Source organism: Candidatus Reidiella endopervernicosa, from assembly GCF_013343005.1.
GTDB lineage: Bacteria > Pseudomonadota > Gammaproteobacteria.
The window spans coordinates 2577463-2590408 of record NZ_CP054491.1; the positions used below are offsets into that span (position 1 = coordinate 2577463).

General features: G+C 55.2%; 12 protein-coding genes and 2 pseudogenes. 7 read left to right on the plus strand and 7 right to left on the minus strand.

Going from position 1 to position 12946, the window contains the following annotated elements; all coding sequences use genetic code 11:
* Nucleotides 1-9 precede the first annotated feature (9 nt).
* Nucleotides 10-582 (minus strand): annotated as a pseudogene (locus tag HUE57_RS14005) (MotA/TolQ/ExbB proton channel family protein); the annotation flags it as partial.
* Between HUE57_RS14005 and HUE57_RS14010 the strand changes: the two are divergent.
* On the plus strand, nucleotides 532-780 hold the full coding sequence (locus HUE57_RS14010) for a hypothetical protein (RefSeq protein ID WP_174672485.1): 249 nt from the start codon (nucleotides 532-534) through the stop codon (nucleotides 778-780). The pseudogene HUE57_RS14005 and the gene HUE57_RS14010 sit on opposite strands and share 51 nt — an antisense overlap.
* Nucleotides 781-794: 14 nt before the next feature.
* On the opposite strand, the gene HUE57_RS14015 is transcribed toward HUE57_RS14010, so the two are convergent.
* From HUE57_RS14015 to glgC, 4 genes are all read right to left on the minus strand, one after another.
* Nucleotides 795-1061, minus strand: a complete 267-nt coding sequence (locus tag HUE57_RS14015; protein ID WP_174673392.1) for a MotA/TolQ/ExbB proton channel family protein — start codon at nucleotides 1059-1061, stop codon at nucleotides 795-797.
* 267 nt (nucleotides 1062-1328) lie between these two features.
* On the minus strand, nucleotides 1329-2813 hold the full coding sequence (gene malQ / locus HUE57_RS14020) for a 4-alpha-glucanotransferase (RefSeq protein WP_078482185.1): 1485 nt from the start codon (nucleotides 2811-2813) through the stop codon (nucleotides 1329-1331).
* Nucleotides 2813-4510, minus strand: a complete 1698-nt coding sequence (locus HUE57_RS14025; RefSeq protein WP_236725593.1) for a glycoside hydrolase family 57 protein — start codon at nucleotides 4508-4510, stop codon at nucleotides 2813-2815. Before HUE57_RS14025 ends, malQ begins: the two co-directional genes overlap by 1 nt.
* Nucleotides 4500-5774 (minus strand): glucose-1-phosphate adenylyltransferase, encoded by a 1275-nt coding sequence (gene glgC / locus HUE57_RS14030; protein ID WP_078482184.1) that lies wholly within the window; start codon nucleotides 5772-5774, stop codon nucleotides 4500-4502. Before glgC ends, HUE57_RS14025 begins: the two co-directional genes overlap by 11 nt.
* A gap of 144 nt (nucleotides 5775-5918) precedes the next feature.
* Between glgC and glgB the strand changes: the two genes are divergently transcribed.
* The 6 genes and pseudogenes from glgB to HUE57_RS14060 all read left to right on the plus strand — a co-directional run bounded on the left by glgB (nucleotide 5919) and on the right by HUE57_RS14060 (nucleotide 10950).
* A complete protein-coding gene (gene glgB / locus HUE57_RS14035) occupies nucleotides 5919-8108 on the plus strand; it encodes a 1,4-alpha-glucan branching protein GlgB (protein ID WP_078482183.1) in 2190 nt (729 codons plus the stop codon).
* Between the two features lie 15 nt (nucleotides 8109-8123).
* Nucleotides 8124-9128 carry a Sua5/YciO/YrdC/YwlC family protein gene (locus HUE57_RS14040; RefSeq protein ID WP_174673393.1) on the plus strand — a complete coding sequence of 335 codons (1005 nt, stop codon included), beginning with the start codon at nucleotides 8124-8126 and terminating at the stop codon, nucleotides 9126-9128.
* A gap of 11 nt (nucleotides 9129-9139) precedes the next feature.
* A complete protein-coding gene (locus tag HUE57_RS14045; protein ID WP_174673394.1) occupies nucleotides 9140-9571 on the plus strand; it encodes a hypothetical protein in 432 nt (143 codons plus the stop codon).
* Nucleotides 9480-9746: a hypothetical protein gene (locus HUE57_RS14050; protein WP_174673395.1), complete on the plus strand. Its 267-nt coding sequence runs from the start codon at nucleotides 9480-9482 to the stop codon at nucleotides 9744-9746. The genes HUE57_RS14045 and HUE57_RS14050 overlap by 92 nt, the downstream gene beginning before the upstream one ends.
* Nucleotides 9724-9804, plus strand: a pseudogene (locus HUE57_RS20395) (hypothetical protein); the annotation flags it as partial. The gene HUE57_RS14050 and the pseudogene HUE57_RS20395, both read left to right, overlap by 23 nt.
* Nucleotides 9805-9852: 48 nt before the next feature.
* Nucleotides 9853-10950 (plus strand): Kae1-like domain-containing protein, encoded by a 1098-nt coding sequence (locus tag HUE57_RS14060; RefSeq protein ID WP_174673396.1) that lies wholly within the window; start codon nucleotides 9853-9855, stop codon nucleotides 10948-10950.
* 473 nt (nucleotides 10951-11423) lie between these two features.
* On the opposite strand, the gene HUE57_RS14065 is transcribed toward HUE57_RS14060, so the two are convergent.
* Nucleotides 11424-11678: a hypothetical protein gene (locus HUE57_RS14065; RefSeq protein ID WP_078482181.1), complete on the minus strand. Its 255-nt coding sequence runs from the start codon at nucleotides 11676-11678 to the stop codon at nucleotides 11424-11426.
* 76 nt (nucleotides 11679-11754) lie between these two features.
* A complete protein-coding gene (gene amrS, locus HUE57_RS14070) occupies nucleotides 11755-12864 on the minus strand; it encodes an AmmeMemoRadiSam system radical SAM enzyme (RefSeq protein ID WP_078482180.1) in 1110 nt (369 codons plus the stop codon).
* Nucleotides 12865-12946 lie beyond the last annotated feature (82 nt).

Below are 12946 nucleotides of genomic sequence, written 5' to 3' on the forward strand. Positions count from 1 at the left end.
CCGGTGCGATCAGGCGGCCTCGTCGTCGGCGGAGGTGCGAGCACTTCCTGGTAGATAGGTCATGAGCAGATCGCGCATGACGCGAGGGTTCATCCCCTCCTGGATACCCTGAATCGCCTCCAGGATCAGTGTCTTGTTTAGTTTCTCCTCATCACTGCGATGAGCCAGCTTGTCGGCGATTGGTAGTGCAAAGGCGGTAGCGATAATAGCGCCGTAGAGGGTAGTGAGTAGCGCAACTGCCATCGCCGGGCCGATCTTCTTCGGGTCATCCATGTTGGCCAGCATCTGTACCAGACCGATCAGGGTACCGATCATGCCCATCGCGGGTGCCACATCGCCAAGTGCCTTGAAGATCGCCTGCCCCTTTTCATGGCGTTCGATGGTGCGGTTGATATCGGTGATCAGCATCGCGCGGACAAACTCGGGTTCATGACCATCGACGCAGAGCTGTACCCCCTTATTGAGGAATGGATTGGTCACCTCCTGGCTCTCCAGTCCCAGTAGGCCCTCTTTACGTGCCACCTCAGCCAGTTGCACACCCTGCTCAACCAGATCCTCCGGGGAGTCGCTATTTTTGCGAAAGTTTGTTTTGGGCATCCAAGCCCAAGCAAACAGCAAAACTTCACGCGACCGTTTATGCCTGCGGCGCCCCGACCGTCCTGCGTTCGTTGCGTAATCACCTCTTCGCTGCTCTACACAACTCCCTCAGTGACTCTACGCCGACATAAAGCCGCTGCTGCATCTTCTCCGTCGTTCGCTCGCGCTCTCAACTACGAATAGGCAGACGGCGTCGACTATCGGGGACTAACCGCCTCACTTCGCTCTCCATGGCGGTCAGCGTTGGCGCTTTCCGATTTATGCAGAAAGGCCTTCAGCGCAATCTTGAAGGCCGCCAGGAAATGGCCCAGGGGAAACTTCATCAGTACGACCAACAGCGATCCACCGCCCACGATCAACAGGGAGGGAATATTGATGAAGAGCAGTGCGCTGCCGCCGAGGATAATGGCGGCGGTGATGATGCCGAAGGCACCCAATAATCCAATTAGCGTCGCTAAATCCATGAATCAGTCCTGAGAGTGAACAAAAAACGTATCGCTGCGATAGAGAGATCGGCCATGACGCACAATTCTTGAGTCTGATTTCAGAAATGGCCGTGTCTTTTCAGGCAGATAGCAGATGCAGTTAACGAGCTGCCCGAAGTTATTATTGAGACTGGCCATATCGATAGGACCGCGCGCAGCCGCAAAATGTTGCATCAATGCTGCAAAGCTTATCCCTAGCCACCGATAGACTCAATCCGAAAAGCGACCCTCTGTTGGGGTAGATAATCAACGACCGTAGCGAATCACTAGCTCGTTGAGTCGCTCAGCGGTCCCCTCTTTGAGCTCAGACCACTGGAATCGCCAGCCCCAGTTCCCTTCGGTGGTACCGGGCGTATTCATCCTTTGGGACGCATCGAGCGCCATCAGATCCTGCATTGGCACAATAGCCAGCCGTGAAACGGAGGCAAGTGCCGCGCGAATCAGTAGCCACGGCATCGACTCGCTCTGATCTGCAAGATAGTAACCGATATGTGCCTGCAGTTCGGGTGAAAGCTCATCGAACCAGCCTAGCGTGGTGTTGTTGTCGTGGGTACCAGTGTAGACAACGCTGTTGCGCTGTAGATTGTGTGGCAGATAGGGATTGTCAGCGCCACTATCAAAGGCAAACTGCAGGATCTTCATTCCCGGCAGCCCATACTTAAGTCTCAGCGCCTCAACCTCCTCGGTAATGATACCGAGATCCTCGGCAATCACCGGCAGTGGATCGAACTCTTCGTGCAGTCGATCAAAAAGCTGGTCACCAGGCGCTTTGACCCAACGACCGTTGATCGCGGTCTCCTCATCAGCGGGCACTTCCCAGTAGGCCTCAAAGCCACGGAAGTGATCGATACGAATCAGATCGAAGAGTTTAAGCTGATAACGCATCCGCTCCAGCCACCAGGAGAATCCATCCTGCTCCATCTGTGCCCAGTCGTAATGAGGATTACCCCAGCGCTGCCCCGTCTCGGAGAAGTAGTCGGGCGGCACCCCGGCAACCACCGTCGGCCGACCATCGGCATCGAGTGCGAAGCCGTCGCGATGGGCCCAGACATCGGCGCTGTCGTAGGCGACAAAGATCGGCACATCACCAAAGATGCTAATGCCCCTCTCGTTGGCATAGTGTTTCAGCTCAAACCATTGACGCTGAAAGAGAAACTGTTCGAAGCGAATCTCTGCCAACGCCTCGGCGTTGTTGTGGCGAACCTCTTTGAGCGCCGATTCTGACCGGTCACGTAGTGGCGTTGGCCAATCGAACCAACCCTTGCCCTGATGATTATTTTTAAGCAGACGATAGAGGGCATAGTCCTCCAGCCACTCACTATTGTTTGCGACAAACACCTCAAACTCGTTGCGCACCTCGCCATGCTCAGCGTGCATGATCGCCGCAAAGGCCTTGGCTATCAGCGGTGGTTTCTTCTGTTTACCCGGTTTCTTTATCTGCTCTGCGGCGAGCCAGCCCCACTCAACCAGCTTTTCAATACTGATCAGCTCAGGATTGCCTGCATAGGCGGAGAGGCTCTGATAGGGAGAGAGATCGTTGTGGGTCGGACCCAGCGGTAGGATCTGCCACACCTTCTGTCCAGCAGCGGCGAGGAAATTGACGAAGTTGAATGCCTCACTGCCCAGATCACCGCAGTCCCATGCACCTGGTAGCGATGTAGGGTGGAGCAGCACCCCCGCCTGTCGTGAGCGCAGCGCACCCTGCTCTCCAGACTGAGTCGTGATGCTCATCAGTGCTCGCTACCACGGCGCATCACGCCACCCGTAGCGGGCTGTCCGGTACCGTGAGAGATCACCTGCGTCAGCTGTTCAGGCGCAGTAGCACCGACGATGCGGTAGAGCTCAGCAAGCTGCAATCGGAACAGGCGGTCAAAATCTCGGACCGAATCGGCCGGATTGTAGTCACCAAACCACCAGAACCAGTCGGAACCCTCACAGACCGCCATCTGTCGCTCGGCCTGATAGAGTTCATCGCCAGCCAATCGGCCCGACGAGACCGCCTCATCAAAGGCCTTTTTGGCATCACAGAGCAGATCCCAGCCTCGATTTTTATCCGCCTCACCGATCCAGGTGGAGAAGCTGCCGTAGACCCAGCTACCGGCCACCATTTGGGGTAGTGGTTCCGATTTAACACCACTCGCCAGTACATCACTGAAGGTAGTCAGCTCAAGCGATTCGTGTTCGGCCAACTTCGCATAGAGTGCGGTAAGGAAATGGTAGCCATTTTCTGGGTAGTACTCCCAGGCGTTCTCACCATCGAGGATGATCGAGACGACCCGGTTCTCATTCTCCTTACACGCCTCGGCGATGTTCTCCAGATGGTGAACCATGTTGTTAACCGCATCGTCACCGTGCCAGTCGGCATAGGTGAAACCGATCATGTCGGAGAGTCCGTCATCACGGAAGAAGCAGGCGATATCGCTCTCAGCCACATTGAAAGGGTGATGGTGGCAGGCACCGGGCTCAATCCCCGATTTCTGCAGACTATTACTCAATACATTTTCACCCGTGGCGGCCCATTTGAAGCCAGCCTTTGCAATCTGTTCGAGTGTGGCGCTGCTAACCGCCCCCTCAGAGGGCCAACAGCCCGCCGGTTCGTGGCCAAAACAGCGTTTAAAGACCTCGACACCCTCGCGCAGGTGCCACTGCACGCGCTGCTCTCCACCGGGATAACTGCTGCAGACCGGTAGATGGGCCGCAGGCATCGCATCGTGGGTTGAATTGATATCGAGCAGTAGCGGAATGATGGGGTGCGCATAGGGGGTGACTGATAGCTCGATCTTCCCCGCCTCGGCCAATGCACGGTAGCGTGGGATCACGCCCTCAATCAGCTCACCGATGATCTCCAACAGCTGTAGGCGTTCCTGGTGACTATAGCCGCGCTCACGATCCATCAACACTTTTACTCGTTTATCGCTGCGGCGCACCGTTTCGCCGAGCCAGGCGAGGTGGTACCAGACCAACAGATCGGTTAGATACTGACCGCTGATATAGGGTACGGCGTGGGGCGTATCATCAAGACAGTGAGCCAGATCGGCGAGTATTTTGAAGTGAGGATAGGGGTCGATCAGCCGTTCGGGATTGGCACGTAGACACGCCTTGATCAGCGTTACCCGCTCCTCTTCACCGCTCGGTAGCGCGGTACTGACCAGCGCTGCGAGCAGTGGGTCACGTAATGGGGTTCCAGACTTCAGGTAGGACTTGATCTGCGCGGCGTAGTCCTCGATCTGTTCCAGCAGAGTAGGTGCGAAGTTGACCACGGCGCGCGCGCCCTCGGTCATCTCGATGATCGCCGCCATATCGACGTAATCTTTGATCGCGTGCAGATAGGTCCACGGCAGTTGGTAGTTACCACTCTCCCGATCGAGATAGTTGGGCTGGTGCATATGCCAGCAGAGTACAACCTTCAGCGGCACACTACTGGACATGGTGTCGGTCCTGACCCAGCATGTCGGGGGTTACCAGCACCACGCCCTTTTCGCTGACGTAGAAACGCTTGGCATCTTCCTCTGGATCCTCACCAATCACCATACCGGGCGGCACCGAACACCCCTTGTCGAGTACCGCCTTGCGAATACGACAGCGTTCACCGATCACCACATCAGGTAGCACCACTGAGTCGTAGACCTCGGCAAAGTCATTCACTGTGACATGCGAGAAGAGCAGTGAGTGTCGCACCGTAGCGCCCGAGATAATGCAACCACCCGAGACCATCGAATCAACCGCCATGCCACGTCGTCCATCATCATCGAAGACAAACTTGGCCGGTGGTAGCTGCTCCTGATAAGTCCAGATTGGCCACTGTGAGTCGTAGAGATTCAGCTCAGGGGTAACACCGATCAGCTCCAGATTGGCCTTCCAGAAGGCATCCACCGTACCGACATCACGCCAGTAGGCCTGCTGACCGGTCTGCGGATCACGGAACGGATATGCCATTACCTTGTGCTGCTCGATGACTGAGGGGATTACATCCTTGCCAAAGTCGTGGCTCGAATCATTTTTATTGGCATCCTGAATCAACTGCTCGTAGAGGAAGCCACTGTTAAACACATAGATGCCCATTGAGGCGAGCGCCACATCATCGCGCCCTGGAATCGGCGCGGGACTATCGGGTTTCTCGCTGAACTCGATGACCTTGTTATTGGCATCGACGCTCATCACGCCAAACTCCTTCGCCTGTTCAAGATCGACTTCAAGACAGCCTACCGTCATATCGGCGCCACTCTCTACATGCAGCGCGATCATCGGACCGTAGTCCATCTTGTAGACGTGGTCGCCTGCCAGCACCAGTACATAGCTCGGTTCGTGGCTGCGCAGAATGTCGAGATTCTGGAAGATCGCATCGGCGGTACCGGAGTACCAGGCGGTCTCACTGATACGCTGCTGCGCCGGTAGCATCTCGACAAACTCACCAAACTCACCTCGCAGGAAGCTCCACCCCTGCTGGATATGTTTAATCAGTGAGTGCGCTTTGTACTGGGTCAATACTCCGATCGAGCGAATGCCGGAGTTGACGCAGTTAGAGAGCGGAAAATCGACAATACGGAATTTGCCGCCGAAGTGGACCGAAGGCTTGGCACGCCAGCGGGTCAGCTCCTTGAGTCGCGAGCCACGTCCGCCCGCTAGAATTAGTGCCAACGTATCGCGCGTCAGACGCGATACGAAACGGGGTGTCATACTGTTTGAGGCCATTCCCCAGACTCCTTTTTGCCCGCCACCAGCTGACTCGGTGCAGGCCGATTTTTATAGACAGATTCGATTGGCCCGTATGCTAACATCAGTTGCATTACGGTTGGATAAAACATAGTGCCAACGTGGAAAAACAACAGGAAACTAATGGAACCGATCCCTACTGCCGCCGCAAGTATCAGCGAATCACTGCAACGCCTCCTTGACGCACGTCATCACGACCCCTTCAACGTGCTGGGTCTCCACAAAGCGGGTAAAGAGAGTGTAGTCCGCGTTTATATTCCGTCAGTGGCCTCGGTAGAGCTAACCGATATCGGTGCCGAGATGACGCGAATCCCCGGCAGCGACATCTTTGAGTGGCGCGGTGATACCACCGCCCTGCCCGAGCGCTATCAACTGAGCTGGTGTGACAGCCGTGGCGAACAGATCACACGTCATGACCCCTACTGTTTCCCCCCGCAGATCGGTGATCTCGACATGCACCTGTTTGGCGAGGGGCGTCACCGCCACGCCTACCGCATGCTTGGTGCCCACCCGCATACCGCTGATGGCATTGATGGTGTGCGCTTCTGCACCTGGGCTCCCGCTGCAGAGCGGGTCAGTATTGTTGGTGATTTCAACAGCTGGGATGGGCGAACCCATCCGATGCGGGTACGCGGCGGTAGCGGAATCTGGGAACTCTTCATCCCCGACCTGCAGCCCGGCATCAACTACAAGTTTGAGATCTGCAATCGCGATAGCGGTGAGATCCTGCTCAAGAGTGACCCCTACGGCCAGCAGTTTGAAATGCGTCCCGAAACCGCCTCAATCGTGCGTGACTACGAATCATATGGGTGGGGGGATGAGAGCTGGATTGAGACACGCGCCAAACGCGAGTGGCAACATGAACCGATGTCGACCTACGAGGTCCATCTAAGCTCCTGGCAGCTCGATGATGAGGGCAACTTCCTCAACTACCGCGAACTCGCCCATCGCCTGGTCGACTATGTTGAACAGACCGGTTTTACCCACATCGAACTGTTGCCGATTACCGAACACCCCTTCGACGGCTCCTGGGGCTATCAGACCATCGGCTACTACGCCCCTACCAGTCGCTTCGGCACTCCCGATGACTTCCGCTACTTCGTCGACTACTGCCACCAACACGGTATTGGCGTACTGCTCGACTGGGCACCCGGTCACTTCCCTAAGGATGCGCACGGCCTGGCCAACTTCGATGGTACCGCACTCTACGAACACGAAGACCCTCGCCTCGGTGAACACCGCGACTGGGGCACACTGATCTTCAACTACGGTCGTAACGAGGTGAAGAACTTCCTCATCGCCAGCGCCGTCTACTGGCTGGAGGAGTTCCACATCGACGGACTACGTGTTGATGCAGTCGCCTCGATGCTCTATCTCGACTATTCACGCGAAGAGGGGGACTGGCTGCCCAATCGCTACGGTGGTAACGAGAATCTTGAGGCGATCGACTTCCTACGTGAACTCAACGAGGTCACCCACGGTGAGCACCCCGGTACATTAATGATCGCCGAGGAGTCGACCTCATGGCCGCAGGTCACCCGTCCCACCTGGGTCGGCGGTCTCGGCTTCTCGATGAAGTGGAACATGGGCTGGATGCACGACTCGCTCGATTACATGAGCAAGGATCCGATCCACCGCCACTTCCACCACGAGCGTCTCACCTTTGGCCTGCTCTACGCCTTCAGCGAGAACTTCGTACTCCCCTTCTCCCACGATGAGGTGGTGCACGGTAAGGGCTCCATGCTCGGCAAGATGCCGGGCGATGAGTGGCAGCGTTTTGCCAATCTGCGCCTGCTCTACACCTACTACTTCACCTATCCGGGTAAGAAGCTACTCTTCATGGGTAGTGAATTTGCACAGGGTGGTGAGTGGAACCACGACCGAGCACTCGACTGGTGGCTGCTCGACTCACCGTTACACAATGGTATGAAACAGGGCGTGGGAGATCTCAACCGGCTCTACCGTGAGCTACCGGCGCTGCACCACCACGACTTCGACCACAGCGGATTCGACTGGGTCGACTGTCACGACGCCTCGCAGTCGGTACTTGCCTATCAGCGCAGCGGTGGTGGTAAGGAGGCGGTGATTATTCTCAACTTCACGCCAGTACCCCGCGAGAACTATCGCATCGGACTGCCGTGTGGCGGCCGTTGGCGTGAGGCGTTCAACTCCGACTCGCACTTCTACGGCGGTAGCGATATTGGCAACAGTGGCACTATCGAAGCTGAGGCAACACCGTGGATGAATCGAGAACACTCTATCGCGCTCACTCTCCCACCTCTGGCCGGTGTAGTGCTAGTACCTGAGGATTAGCTGCTAAGGAGCGTTATGGACGAACTGCGGGCCGAGAAACTCCATATCACCGGACGCGTTCAGGGCGTCGGCTTTCGCCCCTACATCTATCGACTGGCCACTCAACACGACCTGAATGGCTGGGTCTGTAATCTCACTGGTCTGGTTGAGATCCATATTGAGGGCGAGCAGACAAGAATTGAGGCCTTCATAGCAGACCTCATCCCATCGGCACCACCACTCGCCCGACCCGAGATCAGAAGCCGCGAGAGTGTCACCACACAGCAGTGCGATGCTTTTGAGATTCACCATAGCGAAAAGGGCAAAAGTGCCTTCATCCACGTACCACCCGATCAATACGCCTGTCCCGACTGCCTCAAAGAGCTCAACGATCCCGACGACCGGCGCTATCGCTACCCCTTCATCAACTGCACCCAGTGTGGGCCGCGCTATACGATTATCGACCGCCTCCCCTATGATCGCATCAGTACCAGCATGGCCGGTTTTGAGCTCTGCCCTGCCTGTCGCGCTGAGTATGAAGACCCGCTCGATCGGCGTTTTCACGCCCAACCGCTCGCCTGCCCCGAGTGTGGCCCTCAACTCCACTTTCGTCACCATGAGGGTTTTGACCTACGCGATAATGAAGCGGCACTTAGCGCAACCATTGAGGGCTTACGACAGGGATTAATTATCGCCATTAAGGGGATTGGTGGTTACCACCTGGTCTGTGACGCCAGCAATGACCAGGCCGTGCGCCGATTGCGGCACAATAAAAATCGCCCACATAAACCCTTTGCGGTGATGGTCGCTGCAGCAGGTGAAGATGGTCTGGCGATGGTTAAGAACATCGCGGAACCGTGTGAAGTAGCAGCCGGGCTCGTTCTCGATCCACTACGTCCGATTGTGCTGATGTCCGCGAAGAGTGAAAGTGGTCTCGCCGAAAGTGTAGCGCCGGGTCTAAACGTACTCGGCATCCGGGGAGTCGCTATTTTGCGAAAGTTTGTTTTGGGCATCCAAGCCCAAGCAAACAGCAAAACTTAACGCGACCGTTTATGCCTTCGGCGCCCCGACCGTCCTGCGTACGTTGCGTAATCACCTCTTCGCGGCTCTACACAACTCCCTCAGTGACTCTACGCCGACATAAAGCCGCTGCTGCATCTTCTTCGTCGTCCGCTCGCGCTCTCAACTACGAATATGCGAGACGGCGTCGACTATCGCGGACTAACCGCCTTCGCTTCGCTATCCATGGCGGTCAGCGCATGTTGCCCTACAGTCCACTACATACACTCATTACCGAATCGTTTGGCAAACCACCGGGGAGTCGCTATTTTTGCGAAAGTTTGTTTTGGGCATCCAAGCCCAAGCAAACAGCAAAACTTCACGCGACCGTTTATGCCTGCGGCGCCCCGACCGTCCTGCGTACGTTGCGTAATCACCTCTTCGCGGCTCTACACAACTCCCTCAGTGACTCTACGCCGACATAAAGCCGCTGCTGCATCTTCTTCGTCGTTCGCTCGCGCTCTCAACTACGAATATACAGACGGCGTCGACTATCGGGGACTAACCGCCCTCACTTCGCTCTCCATGGCGGTCAGCGCTCGTCTTTACCTCTGGCAACATCAGCGGCGAGCCGGTACTGACCGAGGCCGCCGATGTTGAAGCTCGACTTCATGATGTTGTTGATGCCTTCCTGCACCACGATCGTCCCATTCGCCGCCCAGTTGATGACGCTATTTTTCAGATCTCAGCCGGTAAAGCACGGCCGATGCGCATCGGCCGTGGCAACTCCCCACTCGAGCTAAAGCTACCTTACAGGTTTGATCGTCCGATCCTCGCTGTTGGTGCCCACAACAAGGTGGCCGTTGCACTCGCCTGGGAAGATCGTGTCGTAGTCTCACAGCACCTCGGCAATCTCGATGCACCGAGAACAATCAACCAGTTTGAACGCACCATTGAGGATCTACAGCGACTCTACGCCGTCGAGGCTGAGATCATCGTCTGTGATGCCCACCCCGACTACTTCAGCAGTCGTTGGGCACGCGACCAGAAAGACAAGGAACTGATAAAGGTCTACCACCACCACGCCCACGCCTCCTCCCTCTATGGTGAGCAGCGGCTTGAGGGGACAGCACTCATATTCACCTGGGACGGTATCGGCTACGGCGAAGATGGCACGCTCTGGGGTGGTGAGGCACTACTCGGTAGACCTGGCAATTGGAAGAGAGTCGCCACCTTCCGCCCCTTCTCCCTGCCAGGCGCCATAAAGGTCGCCCATGAACCGTGGCGTAGCGCCCAGTCACTCTGCTGGGAGTGCGACCGGGAGTGGACGGGCAATCCACGCGAAAACGCACTGCTACGTCATGCATGGGAAACAGGTATTAACAGCCCGCGCAGCAGCGCCGTCGGCAGACTCTTCGATGCTGCAGCCGCCTTTACACGAACTCTGAAACAGGCCAGTTTCGATGGTCAGGCACCGATGTGGCTGGAATCGATATCAGCGTCGAAAGGTAAAGCGATTAGCCTGCCGCAGCATACGAGATCAGATGGTGTCATTGAAGTAGATTGGGAGCCGACTATTTTGACTCTGCTCGATGAGAGTCGTAGTTCAGCCATTCGTGCCGCCGATTTTCACGCCACCATGGCACAATCACTCAGCGACCAGACTCAGGCTATTACCGAAAAATACGACTTTGACTCAGTTGGGATCACCGGCGGTGTATTCCAAAACCACCTATTAACTGAAGCTGTAGTTAGGATACTTGCATCACAACAGCGCCCAGCAATTATTCACGAGACCATTCCAAGCAATGATGCTGGCATCAGTTTTGGACAAATAATTGAAGCAATCAATACCAAACACTAACCACTTAACATCAATCAACATATCCCAGTGAAGAGCATTCACTGGGATATGTTGAAGTGAGCAACCTCTTTAATCAGCCTAATTAACAGCAATAATTCGGCACGTCCCTCATCAACCGCTGCAACCATTTGTGGAAGATTATCGAGCACCAGGCGAGAAATCGTTAGACCCGTCTCTGCAGCCACCTTCTCCACGGCTTCTATGGAAAAACCGCGTGGTGGCTTGCTTACCCCCAGGAGTGCTGCAGGTGGAAGTGTTGAATAACTGTAACGATATGATCCGATGTACGCTCATCTGCAGCAGACGCCAGCGAAGGCAGCAGGGGCAGACATAGTCAATAGTGCACTCTGAAAAGACGACACAGAAGTACAGCTTAATTGAATAGAGTCAAAAGAGTGTCTGGATCAGTAGTAACAGGGAGGACACCAATAATACCGCTATCTTCCTTTTTTAAGTCCCACTTACTACGCCAGTTATGAAGCGCGTTCCCAACTATTTTCGTTCCGCACCACCTCATAACGAGCCCAGTTTGCGAACTCTTCATCGGAAACGACAAACGATTTTCGACGGTTCTCACCCACCAATATCTTGAATTGGACGCTACGCTCCTCATCGCCACTCACCTCGCAGAGTGATGAGTCGATTGCCAGCACCTGGCGCACCATCCAACGCTTGCCAAAATCACCGTTGCTGTAGAAAGCACCGATCTCTATCTCATCGATTTTCATAAAAACAATTCTATCGACTTGTCGATCTTTCCTGCACCCCCCATTGGTAATATCTCTTCCCTGTTTTTTCAGTGGCTTATGGGTGTAATTCCATATTGATCGGGAGTCGCTTTGCACCCCATTCACCGGGGTGTTTTTCAAACACACCAACGCAGGGGCTGTTGCAGTCACAACAGCGTCCATCGGCGGTCAGATTCCATTCAGTCAGTACATACCAGTCACGTCCGATCAGGCGCTTACCGCAACGGTGACAGTAGGTGCTACCACCTCGCTCATCGTGCACATTGCCGGTATAAACATGGTGCAGACCGGCACTCATCGCGATCTCACGTGCACGACTCAGCGTTACAGGTGGCGTGGGTGGGTGGTCCATCATTTTCCAGTCGGGATGAAAGGCACTGAAGTGCCACGGTGTATCAGCCCCGAGATTGTCGACCACCCAACGACTCATCGCCTCCAGTTCGCTCTCGGAGTCATTCTCGCCCGGAATCAACAGGGTAGTAATTTCAGTCCAGACATCGGTTTCATGTCGCAGATATTTAAGGGTCTCTAGAACAGGATCGAGCTGGCCACCACACAGCTTCAGATAGAACTCATCACTGAACGCCTTCAGATCAACGTTAGCGGCATCCATATAACTAAAAAACTCACGTCGTGGTTCATCACAGATATAACCAGCGGTAACAGCGACCGACTTGATTCCCTGCGCTCTACACGCCCTGGCTATATCAATTGCATACTCCATAAAGATGACTGGATCGTTATAGGTGTAGGCGACACTGCGACACCCCATCTCTCTGGCAACCCGTGCAATTTTTTCCGGCGAGGCCTGATCCATCAATGTATCCATCTCGCGTGATTTGCTCATATCCCAGTTCTGGCAGAATTTGCAGGCGAGATTACAACCAGCCGTACCGAACGAAAGAACGGGGGTTCCGGGAAGGAAGTGGTTAAGCGGCTTCTTCTCGATGGGATCGATACAGAAGCCGCTAGATCGCCCATAGCTGGTCAACACGATCTCATCAGACCTATTGGCCCTTACAAAACAGAGCCCACGTTGGCCATCACGTAGCTTGCAGTAACGCGGACAGAGATCACACTGCACCCGTCCATCCTCGAGTTTGTGCCAATACCGGGTCGGGAATGTTGGTGTCTCGGGCGTGATTGTTTCTGACCCCTTACTCATCGCTCATCCTCACTATCAATTCGCAACTTATCTGACCAGACTATAGTCGATATATCCTTACAGAATTACGGACTTGATATCG

Coding starts and splice junctions, on each gene's coding strand:
- HUE57_RS14015 (WP_174673392.1), bottom strand. CDS start 1,061: ATGGATTTAGCGACGCTAATTGGATTATTGGGTGCCTTCGGCATCATC.
- malQ (WP_078482185.1), bottom strand. CDS start 2,813: ATGAGCATCACGACTCAGTCTGGAGAGCAGGGTGCGCTGCGCTCACGA.
- HUE57_RS14025 (WP_236725593.1), bottom strand. CDS start 4,510: ATGTCCAGTAGTGTGCCGCTGAAGGTTGTACTCTGCTGGCATATGCAC.
- glgC (WP_078482184.1), bottom strand. CDS start 5,774: ATGGCCTCAAACAGTATGACACCCCGTTTCGTATCGCGTCTGACGCGC.
- glgB (WP_078482183.1), top strand. CDS start 5,919: ATGGAACCGATCCCTACTGCCGCCGCAAGTATCAGCGAATCACTGCAA.
- HUE57_RS14040 (WP_174673393.1), top strand. CDS start 8,124: ATGGACGAACTGCGGGCCGAGAAACTCCATATCACCGGACGCGTTCAG.
- HUE57_RS14045 (WP_174673394.1), top strand. CDS start 9,140: ATGCCTTCGGCGCCCCGACCGTCCTGCGTACGTTGCGTAATCACCTCT.
- HUE57_RS14050 (WP_174673395.1), top strand. CDS start 9,480: ATGCCTGCGGCGCCCCGACCGTCCTGCGTACGTTGCGTAATCACCTCT.
- HUE57_RS14060 (WP_174673396.1), top strand. CDS start 9,853: ATGCGCATCGGCCGTGGCAACTCCCCACTCGAGCTAAAGCTACCTTAC.
- HUE57_RS14065 (WP_078482181.1), bottom strand. CDS start 11,678: ATGAAAATCGATGAGATAGAGATCGGTGCTTTCTACAGCAACGGTGAT.
- amrS (WP_078482180.1), bottom strand. CDS start 12,864: ATGAGTAAGGGGTCAGAAACAATCACGCCCGAGACACCAACATTCCCG.